This window comes from Pseudohaemophilus paraphrohaemolyticus (assembly GCF_003253115.1).
Taxonomy (GTDB): Bacteria; Pseudomonadota; Gammaproteobacteria; order Enterobacterales; family Pasteurellaceae; genus Haemophilus_A; species Haemophilus_A paraphrohaemolyticus_A.
Genome location: NZ_QEQF01000005.1, coordinates 26,764 through 48,017, shown reverse-complemented (window position 1 = coordinate 48,017; position 21,254 = coordinate 26,764). Strand labels below are relative to the sequence as shown.

Sequence of the window (21,254 nt, the reverse complement as noted above, 5' to 3'; positions counted from 1 at the left end):
TTGTATAAATAAAAATGCGATCATTTCTGATCGCATTTTTTGTTTTCAATTCGCAAATTATTCCGCTTTTTCTACCGCTTTCACCGCAATAGCTAATTCTTCCAACGCTTGTGGATTTGCATAGCTTGGGGCTTCTGTCATTAAACATGCTGCTGCAGTGGTTTTCGGGAAGGCAATCACATCGCGGATGTTTTCTGTGCCAGTGATAAGCATTGTCAAGCGGTCTAAACCGAATGCTAAACCTGCGTGTGGTGGTGTGCCGAATTTTAATGCATCGAGCAAGAAGCCGAATTTTTCTTGTTGTTCTTGCTCGTTAATTCCAAGAATGTTGAACACGGTTTGTTGCATTTTCGGATCGAAAATACGAACAGAACCGCCACCCACTTCGTAGCCGTTGATAACCATATCGTAAGCGTTCGCCACTGCATTCACAGGGTTTACCGCCAACTCTTCAGGGGTTAAGCCTTTTGGTGAGGTGAATGGGTGGTGCATGGCTGAAAGATTGCCTTCACCATCGCGTTCAAACATTGGGAAATCGATCACCCACAACGGTTTCCATGCATTTAAATCAGTTAAGTTTAAGTCACGACCCACTTTTAAGCGTAATGCACCCATTGAGTCGGTTACTACCTGCCATTTGTCTGCACCAAAGAATAAAATATCGCCCGTTTGAGCGTTGGTACGGGCAATTAACGCTTTGATGACTTCTTCGTTTAAGAATTTTGCCACAGGGCTTTGTACGCCTTCTAAGCCTGCGTTTACATCATTAATTTTCGCCCACGCTAAACCTTTTGCACCATAAATGCCGACAAATTGCGTGTATTCATCAATTTGTTTACGGGTTAAAGTTGCACCGTTTGGCACGCGTAATACTGTTACACGACCATCTGGTGAGTTCGCTGGCTCGTGGAATACTTTAAATTCAACGTCTTTTAAAATATCCGCGACATCAACTAATTCTAACGGGTTGCGAAGGTCTGGTTTATCAGAACCAAAACGGTTCATCGCTTCGTGCCATGTCATCATTGGGAATTTGCCTAAATCCACGTTTAAGCGATCTAACCATAAACCGTGGATCATCTCTTCCATAATCGCACGAACTTCTTCAGCGGTTAAGAATGAAGTTTCCACATCGATTTGGGTAAATTCAGGTTGGCGGTCTGCACGCAAATCTTCATCGCGGAAGCATTTCACGATTTGATAGTAGCGGTCGAAACCAGACATCATCAACAACTGTTTGAAAAGCTGTGGAGATTGTGGCAACGCATAGAATTTGCCTTTGTGTACACGGCTCGGCACGAGGTAGTCGCGCGCACCTTCTGGGGTTGCTTTGGTCAGCATTGGGGTTTCAATGTCTAAGAAACCGTGTTCGTCCATGAAGCGACGCACGAAGCTGGTGATTTTTGCACGGGTTTTGAGTTTTTCCGCCATTTCAGGACGGCGTAAATCTAAGTAGCGATATTTTAAGCGTTGCTCTTCGGTATTGTTTTGGTTGAAGTCGAGTGGCAGCACATCAGCGTTGTTATATACCAACACATTTTTTACTAACACCTCGATTTCACCCGTTGCCATATCTTTATTGATTTGCGATTCATCACGTGCAATCACTTCACCTTGAATTTGCACGCAGGCTTCCGCACGCAGGCTGGATGCCACTTTAAACAACGCTTCATCTTTCTCATCGAAGAACACTTGCACCACGCCTTCGCGGTCGCGGATTTGCATAAAGATAAAACGACCAAGGTTACGCACACGGTGTACCCAGCCACTTAAAGTCACATTCTGTCCAACGTGGCTACGGTTTAATTCGCCACAATAGTTTGTACGCATCATAATTATGTCCTTTTGAAAATTAGCTCCCGATAAAGGGAAGATAGCGGGAAAATTGTGAGAATTATAGCGGAATAGGCGAAAGATGGGTAGATAAAGGCAGGCAAGCGATGAAATTTCTTTTCATTCTTAAGTATTAGAAATTTTCATTGTTATATATTAGCTATTGCTTCTATCATTCTTTGAACAAACCCCTCCGTATTTTCCGCATGGCTATTGTGCCCTGCGTTGGCAATAAATCTATGTGGAAGCTGGTTTTCCTCCGCGATTTGGCGGAATTTTTGATCCTTTTCTCCAATAAAGAATGTGATATTTTTTTTACGCATTTTGAGTAAGTTTGCGTAATCTTGCTGTTTGGCAAGGCTTGTACTTTCCAACATTTGGGCGATATTCTTGCCTGAATTATGTTGCCGTTTTTCGATTAAAATTGACCGCTTGCAAGCGTCCAGATGAGCGAAAATAGGCTGTTGATACCAATCGTCTAATACTTGCATGATCGGCTCTGTGCGGAAACGATTGGCCCAGCATTGATCATTTTGCCAGCGAGCTTGGCGTTCTGCTTCGGTTTTTAAACCAATGTTTGTGCCTTCTAAAATTATGCCGAGTAAATGTGGATTTTGGGCGTGAAAGGTGTAATCCAACGCAACGCGTCCGCCTAATGAGTAGCCCACAAGAAAGAAAGGCGTATTGCCTAATAACGTGGTGAGCGTTTGGTGGAGTTGAGTTCTGAGATCAGCAAAATCTTGGCAAGCGATGTTTTCGCTTTTGCCGTGAAAAGGCAAGTCAATGGTAAGTGGTCGAAATTGCGGGAAGTTTTGCAAAAGGGTAATCACGCTTTGCCAATCCTCTTGTGAACCGAGTAAGCCGTGTAAAAAAACAACGGGCGTTGCCTGCCCGTTGTTTCTGTTTGAATGCCAAGATGACGCTAACATTAGGCAATTTCCGCTTGTGAAATTTGTTTGATGAGCGACTTGTATAAATTGCTTCCGTCTTGGTCGTTTACTTTGATTTCCACCAAAGTTACGGCACGACGGTTGTAAGCTAATTTGAGTTTGGCTTTCAAATCTGCCCAAGTGAATGGACGAATATACTCAATGCCGAACATCGTTGCGATTTGTCCGAATTCAAGGTTGTGCGACAAGCGGTAGAATTGTGCTTTTGCTTTGCTATCTACAGGTAGCATATCGAAAATCGCACCGCCGCTGTTGTTGATGACAAACAACAAAGTCGGTTGGTTAATTTGCGAAAGCAAGGCAATCGAGTTCAAATCGTGCAAGGCGGAAATATCGCCAATTACGCCAACTGTCGGTTGCTCACTGCCTTTCGCAATACCTGCAAAAGTAGCAATTAAGCCATCAATGCCACTAGCTCCACGGTTGGTATAAACTGGATAGCCTTCGGGGAGCTTACATAATGCATCGACTAAACGCACAAATAAACTATTACCTAAGAAAAGGTTGCCTTTTGGCACTAACACATCTTGTAAATTATGTGCTAATGATGCTTCATTTAAGCCACCGCCGATCTGTTTTTCAATAAAATTTGTACAGAATTGTGATAACGCAAGTGGTTCCAATCGCCACGGTTTTTGGCGAAGTGGTGGATGCACACGCAAGAAGTGATGAGCTTTCGCCACAAAACGGGTTTGATGATGTGAGAACGGATTGATATTGTCTTGGTGCTCATCGACTTGCCAGAACTCACCTTTGAACGCTTCAAGGAATTGGTTTACGCGTTTGCTCACAATACGAGAACCGAATTGGATCACGATGTCCGCTTGCAATAAAAGGTCGTGTACGGTTTTGTTGGAGAGCCAAATATCTGCGTAAGGCAGGCTGGCATCTACGCAAGATTGAATATCGGTAATCAAGCACCAGCCCAGCGTTTCCGCCCATGCTTTAATTCCAATGCCTTGTTCAACGGGCAATTGTCCTACCACGATCACCCCGCGTTTGGTTCGCCAGTAATCCCAGTTTGCATGCATGGACACTTCTGCTTGAATTTGCTGATGATCGAGCCATTTCGCTTGTGGATTATTCAACCAACTTTGAATTGGGCTAAGCCATGGATTATTCGCTATCGCCGCTTCATCTGCCTCATACAATGGCTCGGAAAACGGAGCATTGATATGAATAACGCCACCTTCTTGTTGCTGTTTATTGCAAGCTTGCTCAATTGTTGAAACCAACCAGGTTGGAGAGTAACTGTCAGCCGCTTTTGGCAGATTGATACTTGCAATCGGGTAATTTACAAAAATACCTTGCTGTTCAATTGCTTGATTCACCCCACAGCCAATAAACTCGGTTGGGCGATCTGCAGTTAACACGATCATTTTGTGGTGCGTTAAGCTCGCCTCAATGATGGCAGGATAAAGATTAGCAACTGCTGTGCCAGAGGTGACGATCACAGCAACAGGAGCATTGGTGGCTTTCGCAATCCCTAACGCAAAAAAGCCCAAGCCGCGTTCGTCAAAATGACTGTGGCATTGTGCGAGTTTTTCTTGTTGTAGTTGTAATGCTTCCAATGTAAGCGGGGTGGAGCGTGAGCCTGGAGCAATACAAAAATGTTTCACGCCGTAGCGGTTCACGGCATTTAAAATCACTTTTGCCCAAGAACGGTTAAACGTACTGGTGTTCATTCTTTTTCTCTATTTTCAAATTTATGGCTATAAATGTGCACAATTGTAACAAAAAATCAACGACTTTGGGGGTAAATTCTTTATTTTCGTTACAAGCGGTTAAAAACGATTGGCGTTTTACAAAAATGATGGGAAAAGTTAAGATAACAGCGTTTTTAACTTCATATTAAAGAGAATAAAAAATGAGCAAACCTATTGTATTTAGTGGAATTCAGCCATCAGGTGAATTAACCATCGGTAACTACCTCGGTGCATTACGTAATTTTGTGAAAATGCAAGACGATCACGAATGCTTTTTCTGTATTGTGGATTTACACGCCATCACTGTACGTCAAGATCCAGAAACCTTACGCAAAGCTTCTTTAGATGTACTTGCACTCTATTTAGCCAGCGGCATTGATCCGAACAAAAGCACTATTTTTATTCAATCCCATGTGCCTGAACATACGCAATTGGCGTGGATTTTAAACTGCTACACCTACTTTGGCGAAATGAGCCGAATGACTCAATTTAAAGACAAGTCAGCTCGTTATGAAGAGAACGTGAACGTCGGCTTATTCACTTACCCCGTGTTAATGGCTGCGGATATTTTGCTTTACCAAGCCAACCAAGTACCAGTGGGCGATGACCAAAAGCAACACCTTGAAATCACTCGAGATATTGCCAACCGCTTCAATGCGTTATATGGCAAAAAAGATGCAGAAGGCAACGTGATTGAACCTGTATTTGCTGTGCCTGAAGTGTTTATTCCGAAAGCGGGTGCACGCGTGATGTCTCTATTAGAGCCAACTAAAAAAATGTCAAAATCAGATGACAACCGCAACAACGTGATTACGCTGTTAGAAGATCCGAAATCGGTGGAGAAAAAAATCAAACGTGCAATGACCGATGGTGATGAACCACCTGTGGTGAAATACGATCAGAAAAATAAAGCGGGTGTGTCTAACTTATTGGATATTTTATCTGCAGTAACAGGCAAAACAATTGCCGAATTAGAAGCAGAATTTGAAGGCAAAATGTACGGACACTTAAAAACAGAAGTTGCAACGCAAGTGTCTGAATTGCTTAAAGGTTTGCAAGAACGCTATAACTATTTCCGTCAAGATGAAGCATTGCTTGAAAAAATCTATCGTGAAGGGGCAGAAAAAGCTCGTGCAAAAGCGAAAGTGACACTTGATGAAGTGTATAAATTGGTGGGGTTTGTAAAGTAAATTCGTTTATTTATATTTTTAAAAAATAGTGGTCAAATTTGACCGCTATTTTGTGAAAGGTAAACATAAAGTTTCGTAAGTTTTTATTATTCTATGACCACACATAACCTCGCTACCCATCTTTCAGGTGTAATGCCAAAACTGCTTAAAACCATTTTAATTGGCTTTGTACTTAGCTTAACCGTTGTATTGATTATTGCTTTAGCCAAAATCAGTTATAGCTTGTTTTTGATGATACTTAGTCCAGATGCGATTGTGACCAACGCTTTAGCTGAGCAAATTTTGAACTTTTTCCTCTATTTTGGTTTTTTAGGATTGATTTCTCAATATTTCCGTAGTGGCTACCATTTTCCGTTACGTTATTTTATTTATACGGGAATTACCGCAATGGTACGCTTAATTATTGTGGATCACGAAAGTGCAACCAGTACGATTCTCTTTGCAGGGGCAATTTTGCTGATGGTGATAGCACTTTGTTTAATTTTATATTCGGATAAGTTAAAAAATATTTAATGGATTTTTACTTGAAAATCACAACAAAAATCCAATATAACTGCCCTATTTTGACAAAACAGCTCAAAAAAATGGTATAATCCACCACTATTTTTGCCTGCTCTAAAAACGGAAATCATTATGGAACAACACGTAGATCAACAATTAGAACAACAATCTCGAATCGAACTTCTGATTGCTCAAGGTCGTGAACAGGGGTATTTAATCCTGTCTGAGGTGCATGACCATCTGCCTGAAGAATTGGTTGATGCAGAGCAAATCGAAGATATTATTCAAATGATCACCGATATGGGGATTCAAGTTTTAGAAACGGCACCTGATACTGATGAGTTAATGCTTGCCGAAAATATTACCGATGAAGATGTGGTGGAGGAAGCGACCAAAGTGCTTTCTACCGTAGAATCTGAACTCGGTAGAACCACTGACCCTGTGCGTATGTATATGCGTGAAATGGGTACGGTTGAACTTCTAACCCGCGAAGATGAAATTCAAATTTCAAAACGCATTGAAGAAGGTATTAATGAAGTTCAATGTGCGGTAGCAGAGTATCCAGAAGCACTTGAAGGCGTATTAAGTTGCTATGCAGAAGTAGAAGCAGGCAATATGCGTCTGGTAGATTTGATTACGGCTTTCGTTGATCCAAATGCACAAGAAGAAAACCCTGTTGCCGATGATGATTCTATTCACCTTGATGACAATGAACACGCTGATGTGGACGATGTTGAAGATGAGGAAGAAGAGGAAGAGGGTGACAGCGGTAATACAGATTCTGGTGATGATAATTCAATCGATCCAGAGCTTGCCCGTGAAAAATTTACTGCGCTTAAAGAACAGCACGAAAAAGCGTTATTAGCCATTCGTAAACACGGTCGTACACACGAAAAAGCACGTGAGCAAATTAATACGTTATCCGATATTTTCCGTGAATTCCGTTTAGTGCCGAAACAATTTGACCTACTTGTAGAAACAATGCAAAAATTGATGAAACAAGTGCGTGCGGAAGAACGGCAAATCCAACGCTATGCGGTGGAATATGCGGGAATGAAGAAAGCGGACTTTCTTAAAAACTTCCAAGGTAATGAAACCAGCGAAGCGTGGATGGAAAAAGCCATCAATGCAAAACGCGGTGGCGTACCGAAATTAGCGAATTATGTTGAGAAGATCCGTGTAAATATCACAAATTTGCAGAATTTAGAACAAAACTCTGGCTTAACTATTGCCCAAATTCGCGAAATTGGTGGTCGTATTGCCAACGGGGAATTAAAAGCTCGCCGTGCGAAAAAAGAGATGGTTGAAGCAAACTTACGTTTGGTGATCTCAATTGCGAAAAAATACACCAACCGCGGTTTACAATTCTTAGATTTAATCCAAGAAGGGAATATTGGTTTGATGAAAGCGGTAGATAAATTTGAATATCGCCGTGGTTATAAGTTCTCAACCTATGCAACTTGGTGGATTCGTCAGGCGATTACTCGCTCAATCGCAGACCAAGCACGCACGATTCGTATCCCAGTGCATATGATTGAGACAATTAACAAACTCAACCGTATTTCTCGTCAATGTTTACAAGAAATGGGACGTGAAGCGACACCAGAAGAACTTGCTGAGCGCATGAATATGCCTGAGGATAAAATCCGCAAGGTACTCAAAATCGCTAAAGAGCCAATCTCAATGGAAACGCCAATCGGTGATGACGACGATTCACATTTAGGTGATTTCATTCAAGATGAAAGCCTTGAATTACCATTAGATTCTGCAACAGCGGAGAGCTTACGAATTGCAACCAATGAAGTGTTGGAAGGCTTAACCCCACGTGAAGCGAAAGTGTTGCGTATGCGTTTTGGTATTGATATGAATACCGACCACACGCTGGAAGAGGTGGGTAAACAATTTGATGTCACCCGTGAGCGTATTCGTCAGATCGAAGCGAAAGCGTTGCGTAAACTACGCCATCCAAGCCGTTCAGAAACGCTACGTAGTTTCTTAGACGATTAATCTTTTTTCAAGCGGTCAATTTTTTGCAAAATTTTGCGAAGAATTGACCGCTTATTTTTTATTTCATCGCTGCTATGAATAAATTTGCTTTTTCCCTTCTTTTTACTCTTTTTTCATCAAATGTTTGGTCTGATGATATCACCCAATCGCTCCAACAATCTAAACAGCAATTTGCTGCTCTACAGAGCCAAAATCAACAACGTTGGTTAGAACAACATCAATTCCAATCTACTTCTCAAGCGATTGAAAATGGCGATTTCTCGCAAATTTGTTTAGATTATCAAGGTGTGAAATTTAAAGGAATAACGCTTATTGATCCAATGCCTTTTGCGCCTAAATCGGGCGAATGTTTGAATGAAGCTCGTCTTAATCAGCTGAGCCAACAACTTACTCAAACCTATGTGAGAAAAGGCTACATTCACAACCCTTTTCAGTTTGAAGACGATCAATCAGGCGTTTTAACCCTGCATGTATTTGAGGGCAAAATTGCTGCTATAGAAAGCGATAATAAGCGGTTTAATTTAAGCCAAATTTTGCCAAATGCGATAGGTAAACCGCTAAAAGTGCAAGATCTTGACCAAGCACTTGACCAAGCGAATCGCATCACGGGAAACAGCGTTTCTGTTGATGTTTTGCCAGCTAAAAATGGCGAAGTTAAACTGAAATTTACGAACGAACCAATTTCTCGTTTCAATGGTTCAATTGGATTGGATAATTACGCGTCAAGAACCTACGATCGTTGGCAGGTACGTTCCTCTGTTAGCATTAGCACCCCTTTTGGCTTATCAGATACGCTTTATCTAAGCGGTTCGCATACACTAAAATCTCGTCATCAATTTAGCCGCTCGGCATTGCTCTATTATTCCTTACCTTATGGTTATTGGACATTCAGTGGCTTTGCTTCTATTTCCCAATTTAAAACGCCGCTCTCACTTCAGACATTAAGCCTGCAACAAAAAGGGCAAACTCTCCAAACGGGATTAACCGCAGATTATGTTTTCCATCGTGGTTCTAACCATATTTCAACATTTTCAACGCAGATGGAGAAAATTAACAGCAAAAACCGACTGGATGATGTGGTTTTAGATCTTCAAAGTCCTAAATTAACGAGCATTTCTATTGGGCTAAATCATTTGCAGCTGTTTGAAAATGCTACCTTTGCTACAGATTTCCGCTATGAACAAGGGCGAAACAAAGGCAAAAATCAGCCAGAAGATCTTTTTAGCCGTTGGAATTTTGAGCTGAAATTTAACCGCTATCAATCAATTGGAGAGCAACTTTTTCGCCATTCGCACCAGCTTACAGCACAATATAGCCACGATTATTTGCCTTCGATTAAACAGGAAGATTTGACGGGGCGTTATCGCGTACGTGGCTTGAATGATTTAAGTTTGTCGGCAGAGAAAAATATTGTTTTACACAACGATATTGCGTGGGTAAAAGCAACCGAACTTGGTACATTTTTGCCTTACGTTGGCATTGATTTGGGCGTACAAAAATCAACACAAGCGAATGCTCAGCGAGAACAAGCCTTTGCTTATGCCGTTGGGTTGAATTGGGAGCAGAAAACCTTTCAAGCTAACCTTGAATGGGCAATGGGGCGATTGTTTTCGAAAACTGATGGTGTCAAACAAGAGCGATTAGTGTTGGGAAGCATCAGCTATAAATTCTAAGCTTATTACACTAATTCACACTTGATTTTTTACTCAATAAATTATTTTTTTGTGAAGCAGATCACATTTTTACTCCATAAATGACTGGTCTAACCTATCCATTTTTGTTTTAATACGAGCATTTCTTATTTAGTTATGTTCCATTTTACGAGGTACAAAATGTCTAAAACTTACTCTTTAAGCAAAATTTCGCTCGCCATTGCATTCAGCATTGCGGGGCAATCTGCTTTTGCAGAAATCAGTGCGGCAGATGCCAACACACAAATTAGCAAAAAACAAGGCATTGAAATTATCAATATCGCCAATCCAAGTGCCGCAGGGTTATCGCATAACCGATATGATAAGTTTAACGTAGATAAATCTGGTGCTGTGCTAAACAATGCTCGTCAAAATGGTAAATCTCAACTTGCAGGCGATCTCAACGCTAACCCAAATCTCAAAACCCAATCCGCAAAAGTGATTCTTAATGAAGTAGTGAGTCGCAACCCATCTAAAATTGCAGGTCAGCAAGAAATCTTTGGTGATAAAGCCGATTATGTATTAGCAAACCCAAACGGCATTAGCGTGCAAGGTGGTGGCTTTATTAACACGACTCGTGCTTCGCTTGTGGTAGGTAAGCCACAAGTCGTAGAAGGTAAACTTAAAGGCTATGATGCAACAGGCGATAAAGCGTTAAGCACCAGCGGCAAAATTACCAGTTCTGGCGACATTGATTTAATCGCCCCGCAAGTGACTGTTGGCGGTCAAATTACCACCAGCGAAGGGGTGAATGTGATTACGGGCAAAAATAAAATTGCACGTGAAGATAATGGCACGCTTAAAATCACGACTACAGAGCGTAAAGGTCAAGTGCTAGATGGCAAAGTCGTGGGTAGTATTCAAGCAGGCAGAATTCGTATTCATTCAACCGATGATCGTGCGACTATCACCGCTCAAGCTGCTGATTTACAAGCAAAAGAAGTGGATATTACCGCAGGCAATGCAAACTTAAACGGTAGAATTAGTCGTCATACAGATCGTGGTAAAGCAAAAATTACGCATCAAAATGGCGTACAGTCTCGCGATCATCAAAGTGGCTCAAGCGAAACCTACCAAGCAACCAGTGTGCAAACTGATCAATTTAACGTGAATGTCGGTGGTAAATTGAACATTTCAGGAGCAGATATTCAAGCCAAAAATAGCAATATTCTAGGTGGCAATGTACACTTAGGGGCAGAAAAAACCGTAAATTTACGTGAACACAGCAAAAACCAAAGCAAAGGCAGTTGGTATCGCAATGAACAAGAGAGCAATCGTGTTGAAACCACACACCGCACTACGATTGCAGGCGATAGTGTAAACATTGAAGCAACCAAAGGTAAAGTGACCACAGAAGGTGCAAAAGTTTCCGCAAAAACGACCGCTATTTATGGCGAACAAGGCGTGAATTTACGTGGTGCAAAAGCCACTACCACTCAAACGGCTCGTGCTGAATTTAAAAATGAAACTGCACGTTTAAAAACAGGTTTAAGTAGCCAAGATAGTAGCGTGCAGCACTACACTGCAACAGAATTAACGACCAAACAAGATCTTATTTTAGGCGGTAAAGGCGACCTGTATTTAAACGGCGTCGTGGCAAATGTAGATGGTACATTGCTCGCGAAAAATAGCGGTTCGCTTTCATTCGGCTCAGAAAGATCTAGCGAAAGTTATAACCTCAGCGATGATATGCGTTTCTGGGGTGGTTTAGCAGGCTCTAAAACCGTTGGTACAGGTAGAAGTGCAGAAACTGTTCACGGGGCAGATATTACCGTGAAAGGCGATACGACTTTAGATGCAAGCCGTGGCGTGCATATTTCAGGCAGCCGTGTCGTAACGGGTGGTAATGGCGTGGTAAAAGGCAATGCAGGTGCATTAGTTATTGATAGCACTCAAGCGAAAACCACTGCAGTTGATTACGCTCGTCAAGGTACAATTTTTGATATTACCAAGGCTCGCCAAAGTAGCTATACACATACCTCTACTGCAAAAGGTTCAACCTTAAAATCAGAATCAAATCTCCAACTTTCTACCAACAAAAACGTGAGCATTGTGGGCTCAACCGTGCAATCTGCAGGGTTGCTCGATATTGCAGCAAAAAGTGGTATTGAAGTGAAAGGTGCAACTAACCATGTTCGTACGGAATCAAGCAAGGCTGGTTTTAGTTTCGCGGGCGGTTTCGACAGCCTCAAAACATCATTCCAACACGGGCATTTAACCGCAAATCTCAACCTTGATAATAACAAAGGTAAGCCAAGCGTGGATGCGGATGTTGAAATTAGCAAAGAGAAAAAAGCAGATGCTGTAAATGCAGAAGGTAAATTCCACTTGGGCTTGAACGTTTACAATAACAGCCAAAATAGTCACACAACAACGCATACAGGTTCAAGCGTAAAAGGTAACGATGTAACATTGAATGCAAAAACTGTGACTGTTTCAGGTAGTGAAGTGGCGGCAACTCACGGCAATTTAGTCATTAACGCGGATAAAATCACGACACAAGCGGCTCAAAATCAAAGTATTAACAACAGTGTGAAAAACGAGGTAAATGTTGGTTTAAGCGGCACCGTAACCGAGAACAAATTAAGTGCCACTTTAGGTGTTGGTGTAGCTCATTCCTTGAATTCAAGCGTGGAAAACAAAGCCCAAGTAAGCAAACTTTCAGCGGCAAATGATGTAAAACTTAATGCAAATCGCATTGAGCATCAAGGCAGCCAAGTGCAAGCAGGCGGAAATATTCAAGAAAATGCGAAAGAGGTACTTCACACTACTGCGAAAAACAGTACAAATAGCTTTGGCAATAATGTGAATGTTGATCTCACCGTGTCTGCGAGCATTGATAAATCCAAAGCTTTCAGCGTGGAAGCAGAACTTGCTGCAAAAGGTGGACGTGAAACCGTATCAAGCATAACGCATACCGCAACGCAGTTACAAGCAGGCAAAAATATCAGCGTGAATGCAAACCACATTCAAGATAATGCGACCCAATACAGCGCAGGAGAAACGGCACAATTTAATTCAAACAGCCATCAACTTGTAGCAGTTGCAAATCGTGTTGAGAAAAACAGCCTTTCAGCTGGGGCGAGTTTAGGCGTTTCAGCAAATACCTCTGATTTCCAACGCTTTAACGTTGCAGCAAAAGTAGGAGCAAATTACAATCAATCTGCTAGCCAAGAAAGCAATGCTGTGCAAGGCTCAATTAATGCGAAAAACGTGAACATTCATACAGGCAAATTAAATAGCCAAGCAAATATTAACGCAAGTGAAAATGTGAATATTCAAGCTCAAAGTGCTCAATTCAGCCAAGCAACAAGCAGTAAAATCCAATCAGGTGGTGGTTTTGAAACGAAAGTAGGTGTTGGTGCAATGGTTGTGCCATCAGCAGGTGCAGCAGTTCCATCTATTGATTTAAGCCTTTCTGCAAATGGTAAAAACGGCAACCAAAGCCAAGCGGTGACGAACACCATTGCGGGTAAAAACGTAAATGTGCAAACACAAGGCGTATTGAACTTGCAAGGCACAAACGTGCAAGCGGTTGAAAATGCTCAACTTTCTGGCAAACGTGTGAACATTACAGCGGGCAATAATCACGTTCAAAATGTGGCAGCCTCTGTGGCAACAGGCGTGAATATTGGAGCTAAAGTAGCAAATGCAGGCTTTAATGCAAATGTAGGCGTAAACACCGAAAACAGCCAAACGCACACAGGCGTGGCAGTAAACGGTAAAAATGTGAGCATTCAAGCTCAAAACGGAGTGAATTTAAAAGGGGTGACCTCAACCTCTGAACAGCTCAATCTTAATGCAGGCAAAGGCAATTTAGCCTTAACGGCAGCAACAGATAGCGTGAACAAAACCGATGTTTCAGTAGGCTTAAAACTAGGCGGTGGCGTGGCTGAACAAAAATGGACTCCGTCTTCAGGTAGCGGTCATCTTGCTGTGAATGTGGTGCGTAATGAAACACATACCGAAACCACTCTCAACACCGATACAGCTAAAATCAATGCTGGTGGTGATGCGAAATTTATCGGTGGCTCTGTCAATGCTAACCACGCAAGCGGTATGATTTCAGGCGACTCTCACAGTGAGCAATTAGCCAATAAAGTCAATGAAGTAAGTGTAAGCCTTGCTGCGAATGGTAGTGGTAAACTTGCTGTACCAACTACAGATAAGTGGGCAGAAGCAGCAAAAAATGACTGGAATAACGGTTCCATTGCAGGTGTGAAAGCGGATGCCAAATTAGAGGTTAACGCTAAACATCAGCAAACAGCAACTAATGCTGGCGTGAATGCAACACAGGATACAGTTGTAGTCAAAGGTGTGAAATCTCGTACTGAGATGAAAAATCATCATAGTCGCCAAATACATTTTAAAGCGGAAGCTACTACAGCGATAAAAAAACAAGTTGAAGCAAAAATTCCTGAAAAAGTAAGACAGGTAGTAAAACCAATACGTGCAGTAAATTTACAACTTATTAAAAATAATAAGGTAAATTATAAAGTACGTGTAAGACACTAAAACCCATCAAGCAGTCAATTTTTTGTGAAACTTTTCACGGAATTGACCGCTTATTTCAATCATAAAAAAAGAGGATTCTTTATGAACAAATTAACTAAACTCTCATTAGCAGTCGTTATCGGTAGTTTAATGATGCCAGCATTTGCGTCTAAAACTGAGCCTTACACTCAATCAGGCACTAACGCCCGTGAAATGTTGGTTGAACAACCCATTCACTGGATTTCAGTTGATCAAATTAAAAAAGAATTAGAAGGCAAAGCACCAATTAATGTTAGCTTTGACATTGACGATACCGTGTTATTTAGTAGCCCTTGCTTCTACTACGGTCAGCAAAAATACTCACCAGGCAAACAAGATTACTTAAAAAATCAAGACTTCTGGAATGAAGTAAATGCAGGGTGTGATAATTACTCAATTCCAAAACAAATTGGTGCCGATTTAATCAAAATGCACCAAGAGCGTGGAGACCAAATTTACTTTATTACGGGTCGTACAGCAGGTAAAACCGATGGCGTAACTTCTGTATTACAAAAAGCATTTGATATTAAAAACATGCATCCAGTGGAATTTATGGGTGGTCGTGAACGTACGACAAAATATAATAAAACCCCTGGTATTATTGCCCATAAAGTGACTATCCACTATGGTGACAGCGATGATGATATTTTAGCTGCGAAAGAAGCGGGTATTCGTGGTATTCGTCTAATGCGTGCGGCAAACTCAACTTACCAGCCAATGCCAACTTTAGGCGGTTATGGCGAAGAAGTTTTAATTAACTCAAGCTATTAAAATAGTGTTGAATGATCTTAAAATAGGATAAAAATGTTTATGTGGGCGGATTTCTATCCGCCTACTTTTTCAAAATTTTTGTGGAGTTTTTATGATGAACAGACGTAATTTTATTCAAATTGGTGCGACCAGTCTTCTTGCATTAAGTGTAAACCGTTTTGCGATGGCAAAAGGAAAGAGCGATATTGATCTACGCATTGTGGCAACAACAGATATTCATAGTTTCTTAACTGATTTTGACTATTATAAAGATGCACCAACCGATAAATTCGGGTTTACTCGTGCGGCAAGCCTTATTCGCCAAGCACGTGCTGAAGTAAAAAATAGCGTATTAGTAGATAACGGTGACCTAATTCAAGGTAATCCAATTGCAGACTATCAAGCTGCACAAGGCTATAAAGAAGGCAAATCTAACCCTGCGGTCGATTGTTTAAATGCGATGAATTATGAAGTGGGTACATTAGGTAACCACGAATTTAACTATGGTTTAGATTATTTAGCTGACTGTATCAAACAAGCTAAATTCCCAATTGTAAATGCCAACGTAGTAAAAGTCGGAACTGAAGAACCTTATTTCACACCTTATGTCATTCAAGAAAAATCTGTGGTGGATAATAATGGCAAAACACATAAATTAAAAATAGGTTATATTGGTTTTGTACCGCCACAAATTATAGTTTGGGATAAAGCGAACCTTCAAGGTAAAGTGGAAACCCGTGATATTGTAAAAACAGCACAAAAATATGTCCCTGAAATGAAGAAAAAAGGGGCAGATATTATCGTTGCATTAGCTCACACTGGCCCGTCTGATGAACCATACAAAGAAGGTGCTGAAAACTCTGCATTCTATTTAGCGGATGTTCCACATATTGATGCGGTTATTTTTGGTCACTCACACCGTTTATTCCCAAATAAAGAATTTGCGAAATCACCAAATACAGACATCGTAAATGGTACCGTAAAAGGCGTACCAGAAAGTATGGCTGGCTATTGGGCAAATAATATCAGTGTGGTAGATTTAGGTTTAACAGAACACAAAGGTAAATGGATTGTGACTTCAGGCAAAGCGGTGCTTCGTCCAATTTATGATGTAGAAACCAAAAAAGCACTCGCAAAAAATGACCCAGAAATCACCGCTCTTTTAGCACCAGTTCACGAAGCAACACGTAAATTTGTGTCTCAACCTATCGGCAAAGCTACAGACAATATGTATAGTTACCTTGCATTAGTGCAAGATGATCCAACCATTCAAATTGTAAACCAAGCACAAAAAGCATACGTTGAAAAAGTGGCACCAAGTGTGGCAGAAATGACTGGTTTGCCTATTTTAAGTGCAGGTGCTCCATTTAAAGCGGGTGGTCGTAAAAATGACCCAACAGGCTATACCGAAGTGAACAAAGGTGAATTAACTTTCCGTAATGCGGCAGACTTATACCTTTATCCAAATACGCTAGTGGTTGTTAAAGCGACAGGCGAACAATTAAAAGAATGGTTAGAATGTAGTGCTGGTATGTTTAAACAAATTGACCCTACAAGTGATAAACCTCAATCATTAATTGATTGGGAAGGGTTCCGCACTTATAACTTTGATGTGATTGATGGTGTCAATTATGAATACGATCTAACCAAACCTGCACGTTATGATGGTGAATGTAAATTGATCAATCCAGAATCACATCGCGTAGTAAATTTAACCTATCAAGGTAAACCAGTTGATCCAAAAGCAGAATTTTTGATTGCAACGAATAACTATCGTGCTTACGGCAATAAATTCCCAGGTACTGGTGATAAACATATTGTTTATGCTTCGCCTGATGAAAGCCGTCAAATTTTGGCTGATTATATTAAAGCAACCAGTGAGAAAGAGGGTTCAGTCAATCCAAATGCGGATAAAAACTGGCGTTTTGTGCCTATCACAGGTAACGATAAATTAGATGTCCGTTTTGAAACATCGCCAAGCGAACAAGCGGCGAAATTTATCGCTGAAAAAGCACAATATCCGATGAAACAGGTGGGTACTGACGAAATCGGTTTTGCCGTGTATCAAATTGATTTATCTAAATAATAATTAGAAAAATAAAATGCCGCCTGAATATAAAAATTTAGGCGGCATTTTTTCTTCCTAAAGAGCGGTCAAATTTCTGAGTATTTTTACAAATTGCATTCGCTTTTCAATCCTTCTATTGCTTTACATTCCTCTTCATTATGTTCACTTTCGGTAACAATTGACTGTAAAAAATCTTTAATTTCTAATAATTGAGATATTTTATTTTCCACTTGAATAAGTTGATTAAGTACTAATTGATCTGCTTGATAATGATCTTTCATACTAAATTTAATACGATTGAGTGCCTTAATATTCTCTAAAGAGAAACCCAACGTTCGACATTTTTTGATAAATTTTAATTGTTCTACACTTTCTTCATCATAATATCGATAACCATTAGCCAATCGCTTAGGTGGCTGTAATACTCCTTGCTTTTCATAGTAGCGGATAGTTTCAATATTAGTATGCGTAGATTTACTTAATTCGTTAATTTTCATTATTTCCTCAAGCAATTTTTTACTTTAATGAGAATGATCATCTAATAAGAAATTTGTATTACTATCATACAAGGATTTAACAGCTCTAGAAACTGTGGAAATACCGCTGTATAAGACAAAAAGACTTAAAATACCACTAGCGACTACATCAACCCATTGCCAATTTAACCAATAAGCACTTATTCCTGCAATAATAGCAACAACCGAACCAAATAAATCTACTAAAACATGCAAATATGCTGCACGAATATTCAAATTATGGCGATTACTTTTTAGCATTATAAAAGCTACCAACAAATTAATCCCACATCCTAGTAAAGCTACACCTAACATTGGCAAAGCGGCTATTTCTATCGGAGCCTGCCAACGTGTTATAGCCTCGATGAAAATCCAAATAGAGACCCAAACTAATGAAATTCCATTGATTAAAGCGAACCATTTTTGCCATCTTAGACTTAAAAATAACCCAATCCATGCTAAAAAAATAGATAAACTATCATTTGCCATATGCCCAGCATCAGCCATCAAAGTAAGGCTGTTAAACCAATATCCCCCTAGAAATTCAACAACCATATAAAAGGTAATAATTGCAAAACTAATGCCTAATACCATTTTATTTTTAGAGATTTGACTATGAGGGCAAGATGCATGTTGCTGATATTCTTTAGGAGTATCATTTTTTACTATAGAAACTTCTTTCATTTTATTTTCTTAACTATTTGATTTACTTTGCAAGAATCATAAAGTCTGTAGTAACTACAATGTCAAGTCATAAAACGTACATTTAATCAGGTGCTGACGTAGACTCGATACCCAAACCAATTCAACGATTTTGTTTTACCGAAAAGCCAGTTTTAGCTAAATTTAACTTTGTTTTTAAGTTGGCGTTGAAATCTCGCCAATTTGACGAATTACTTACACAACTAAATACGAAAGATCGGGCGAAATTATTGAATTTTGTTGAAGCTATGGTGGAATGGAAATAAGAAAAATAATTGAGCGGTAGTAGATTGATTTGTTGAGAGTTGTAAATAGATAAGCAAAACGGCACGAAAGTGCCGTTTTTATTCTATATGTCTATTATGCCTTTATATCTACGGTTTTAAATAAACCCGATAATTTTCACTCTCTTCTGTTGGCTTTTCCAACTCAATTTTCATCGTTTCTTTTGTTCGTAAAGTAACGGGCTGCCAAGTTTGTGGCGAGAGTTCTGCGGCTTGAGTTACCCCTTTGCCGTCATACCAAAACAATTTATAAGCAAAATTAACCGCTTGTTCGCTTAGGTTTTTAATCGTTAAATAGTCTGATTTTGCCTTCACGTCCAAAGTTGCATTTAAGCTTGAATCAATGTTCACAATTGGGCTTGATTTTGGCGTGATGTAGCTTTGTGGATTACTACCACAAGCGGTCAAAAAGAGAGAAAAAATGGCTAAAGATAAAAATTTACGCATTTTATTTACTCAACATTTTGCCTAATGGCTCGCCACCGACTAAGTGCATATGGATATGGAAGACTTCTTGCCCACCGTGGGCGTTGCAGTTCATAATTAAACGGTAGCCATCTTCGGCAATGCCTTCTTCTTTAGCAAGTTTTGACGCCACAGTAATTAAACGACCTAGCACAAGCTCATCTTCTGCGGTTACGTGGTTAAGAGTTGGGATGAATTTGTTTGGGATGATTAAGATGTGTGTTGCCGCTTGTGGTGCGATATCGCGGAAAGCGGTCACTAATTCATCTTGGTAAACGATATTCGCAGGGATTTCTTTGCGAATGATTTTGCTGAAGATGGTTTCTTCGTAGGTTTTTTCTGTAGTCATTGTTAGTTCCTCTTATTTTAAATTTAATGCTTTTGCCACTGGTGCAAAACTTTTGCGATGATATTGGGTTGCACCAAGTTCGGCAAGTTTTTCAAAATGCAGTTTGGTTGGGTAGCCTTTGTGTTTGGCAAAACCGTATTCGGGGAATTGTTGGTCTAGTTCGTCCATCTCTTGATCGCGGGCGACTTTTGCTAAAATCGAGGCTGCACTAATCTCTTTTACCAAACTATCGCCTTTTACGACCGCTTGTGCGGGAATAGAAAGACTTGCTGGCACGCGGTTGCCATCGACAAGCACAAAATCAGGCTGAATGCTTAAGCCATCTACAGCACGTTGCATTGCAAGCATCGTTGCGTGCAGAATATTAAGTTCATCAATTTCTTTGGGTTCAGCTCGTCCGAGTGACCAGCATAGTGCTTTCGCTTTAATCTCTTCAGCAAGGGTGAGGCGTTTCTTCTCGCTTAATTTTTTCGAATCTGCCAAGCCTTCAATCGGGTTATTAGGGTCTAAAATTACCGCAGCGGTCACAACTGCCCCGACTAACGGGCCTCTGCCTACTTCGTCCACACCTGCGATGAGCTTGGCGTTGGGATATACAAATTCTGTCATTTTCTATAAATTTTCTGTTCTAAAATGGCGTTGGCTTTTGCTTTCGTTTCTGCTTTCGATCAAGCGGTGATAATTTTCAAAACGGATAGGATCGATCTCGCCTTTTTCGACTGCCTCTCGAATGGCACAACCTGGATCACTGCCGTGTTTGCAGTCTCGGAATTTGCAGGTACCGAGTACGCTTTGAAACTCGCGGTAGCCGTCAGTAATTTGGTTCGGCTCTAAATGCCAAAGCCCAAATTCGCGAATCCCTGGTGAGTCAATCAAATTCCCACCAAGTGGCAGATGATACAAGCGTGAAGCGGTGGTGGTGTGTTGCCCCAAGCCTGAAACATCGCTGACAGCACCTGTTAAAGCATTGATCTCTGGCAAAAGTTGGTTGATGAGGCTTGATTTACCTACGCCCGATTGCCCCACGAAAATAGAAGTGCCTTGGCGTAAATAAGCGTGCAGAGCTTCCATATTTTCGCCTGTGTCGGCTGAAAGCATCAAGGTTTCATAGCCAATTTTTTCGTAAATGGCTAACTGTTTTTTGACCGCTTGTCGCTCTTCTTCAGAGAGTAGATCAACCTTATTGAGCACGATTAACGCAGGAATATTTGCCGCTTCACAAATGACCAAATAGCGATCGATAATGTTGAGCGAGAGCGTTGGCAAGACGGCAGAGACAATAATAATCTGGTTGATGTTAGATGCCATTACTTTGATGCCATCGTAGTAATCGGGACGGCTGAGTTCGTTTTTGCGCGGGTAAATCGCTTCAATCACCCCGCTAATGCCTTGTAGTTGTTCATTACCAAGTCTCCAAGAAACCTGATCGCCAACCACCACATTTTTCAGAGTACGACGTAAGTTACAGCGATAAATCTCACCTTGTTCGGTTTCTACATCAGCATGTTTAGCGTGACGGGTGACCACCACTCCTTGCTGCACTTCGCCTAACATTTCATCTTGCCATTCCACCTCTTTTTTCGAGATTCTTTTATGGTGGTTCGATTGAATACGGCGTTGCTGGTTTTGGGTTAATCTTCTTTTGCTCAAAAGGATTTCTCATCAAAAATAAAATTGGGGCTAGCATACTAAAAATTAGCCTAAATAGCC

At 40.7% G+C, this 21,254-nt stretch carries 16 protein-coding genes; 7 read left to right on the top strand and 9 right to left on the bottom strand.

What is annotated here, in order from left to right; all coding sequences use genetic code 11:
• Positions 1–57: 57 nt before the first annotated feature.
• The 3 genes from aspS to menD all read right to left on the bottom strand — a co-directional run bounded on the left by aspS (position 58) and on the right by menD (position 4,468).
• Positions 58–1,833, bottom strand: a complete 1,776-nt coding sequence (gene aspS / locus DPV92_RS06070) for an aspartate--tRNA ligase (RefSeq protein WP_111354113.1) — start codon at positions 1,831–1,833, stop codon at positions 58–60.
• A 149-nt stretch (positions 1,834–1,982) separates the two neighbouring features.
• The gene (gene menH, locus DPV92_RS06065; protein ID WP_111354112.1) at positions 1,983–2,762 is read right to left on the bottom strand and encodes a 2-succinyl-6-hydroxy-2,4-cyclohexadiene-1-carboxylate synthase; all 780 of its coding nucleotides are present in this window, start codon (positions 2,760–2,762) and stop codon (positions 1,983–1,985) included.
• Positions 2,762–4,468, bottom strand: coding sequence for a 2-succinyl-5-enolpyruvyl-6-hydroxy-3-cyclohexene-1-carboxylic-acid synthase (menD, locus tag DPV92_RS06060; RefSeq protein WP_111354111.1), 1,707 nt, complete (start codon positions 4,466–4,468; stop codon positions 2,762–2,764). The genes menH and menD overlap by 1 nt, the downstream gene beginning before the upstream one ends.
• A 182-nt stretch (positions 4,469–4,650) precedes the next feature.
• Between menD and trpS the strand changes: the two genes are divergently transcribed.
• The 7 genes from trpS to cpdB all read left to right on the top strand — a co-directional run bounded on the left by trpS (position 4,651) and on the right by cpdB (position 17,247).
• Complete coding sequence (gene trpS, locus DPV92_RS06055; RefSeq protein ID WP_111354110.1) at positions 4,651–5,679, top strand: tryptophan--tRNA ligase; 1,029 nt, start codon at positions 4,651–4,653, stop codon at positions 5,677–5,679.
• Positions 5,680–5,811: 132 nt separating this feature from the next.
• Positions 5,812–6,192 (top strand): phosphate-starvation-inducible protein PsiE, encoded by a 381-nt coding sequence (gene psiE, locus DPV92_RS06050; RefSeq protein ID WP_404810744.1) that lies wholly within the window; start codon positions 5,812–5,814, stop codon positions 6,190–6,192.
• A gap of 120 nt (positions 6,193–6,312) precedes the next feature.
• Entirely contained in the window at positions 6,313–8,187 is a 1,875-nt protein-coding gene (gene rpoD / locus DPV92_RS06045) for an RNA polymerase sigma factor RpoD (protein ID WP_111354108.1), read from the top strand.
• 74 nt (positions 8,188–8,261) lie between these two features.
• Positions 8,262–9,860 (top strand): ShlB/FhaC/HecB family hemolysin secretion/activation protein, encoded by a 1,599-nt coding sequence (locus tag DPV92_RS06040; RefSeq protein WP_111354107.1) that lies wholly within the window; start codon positions 8,262–8,264, stop codon positions 9,858–9,860.
• Between the two features lie 159 nt (positions 9,861–10,019).
• A complete protein-coding gene (locus DPV92_RS06035; RefSeq protein WP_111354106.1) occupies positions 10,020–14,393 on the top strand; it encodes a two-partner secretion domain-containing protein in 4,374 nt (1,457 codons plus the stop codon).
• 81 nt (positions 14,394–14,474) lie between these two features.
• Entirely contained in the window at positions 14,475–15,182 is a 708-nt protein-coding gene (gene aphA, locus DPV92_RS06030; RefSeq protein WP_040218101.1) for an acid phosphatase AphA, read from the top strand.
• Between the two features lie 91 nt (positions 15,183–15,273).
• Complete coding sequence (cpdB, locus tag DPV92_RS06025; protein WP_005709770.1) at positions 15,274–17,247, top strand: 2',3'-cyclic-nucleotide 2'-phosphodiesterase; 1,974 nt, start codon at positions 15,274–15,276, stop codon at positions 17,245–17,247.
• A gap of 86 nt (positions 17,248–17,333) precedes the next feature.
• On the opposite strand, the gene DPV92_RS06020 is transcribed toward cpdB, so the two are convergent.
• From DPV92_RS06020 to rsgA, 6 genes are all read right to left on the bottom strand, one after another.
• Entirely contained in the window at positions 17,334–17,726 is a 393-nt protein-coding gene (locus DPV92_RS06020) for a MerR family transcriptional regulator (protein ID WP_005709773.1), read from the bottom strand.
• A 24-nt stretch (positions 17,727–17,750) separates the two neighbouring features.
• On the bottom strand, positions 17,751–18,428 hold the full coding sequence (locus tag DPV92_RS06015; protein ID WP_005709763.1) for a cation diffusion facilitator family transporter: 678 nt from the start codon (positions 18,426–18,428) through the stop codon (positions 17,751–17,753).
• 392 nt (positions 18,429–18,820) lie between these two features.
• The gene (locus DPV92_RS06005) at positions 18,821–19,177 is read right to left on the bottom strand and encodes a YcfL family protein (protein ID WP_005709756.1); all 357 of its coding nucleotides are present in this window, start codon (positions 19,175–19,177) and stop codon (positions 18,821–18,823) included.
• A gap of 1 nt (position 19,178) precedes the next feature.
• Complete coding sequence (gene hinT, locus DPV92_RS06000) at positions 19,179–19,544, bottom strand: purine nucleoside phosphoramidase (protein WP_005709740.1); 366 nt, start codon at positions 19,542–19,544, stop codon at positions 19,179–19,181.
• Between the two features lie 12 nt (positions 19,545–19,556).
• A complete protein-coding gene (gene rnhB, locus DPV92_RS05995; RefSeq protein ID WP_005709723.1) occupies positions 19,557–20,153 on the bottom strand; it encodes a ribonuclease HII in 597 nt (198 codons plus the stop codon).
• Positions 20,154–20,156: 3 nt separating this feature from the next.
• Positions 20,157–21,194 (bottom strand): small ribosomal subunit biogenesis GTPase RsgA, encoded by a 1,038-nt coding sequence (rsgA, locus tag DPV92_RS05990; RefSeq protein WP_111354105.1) that lies wholly within the window; start codon positions 21,192–21,194, stop codon positions 20,157–20,159.
• Positions 21,195–21,254: the final 60 nt, after the last annotated feature.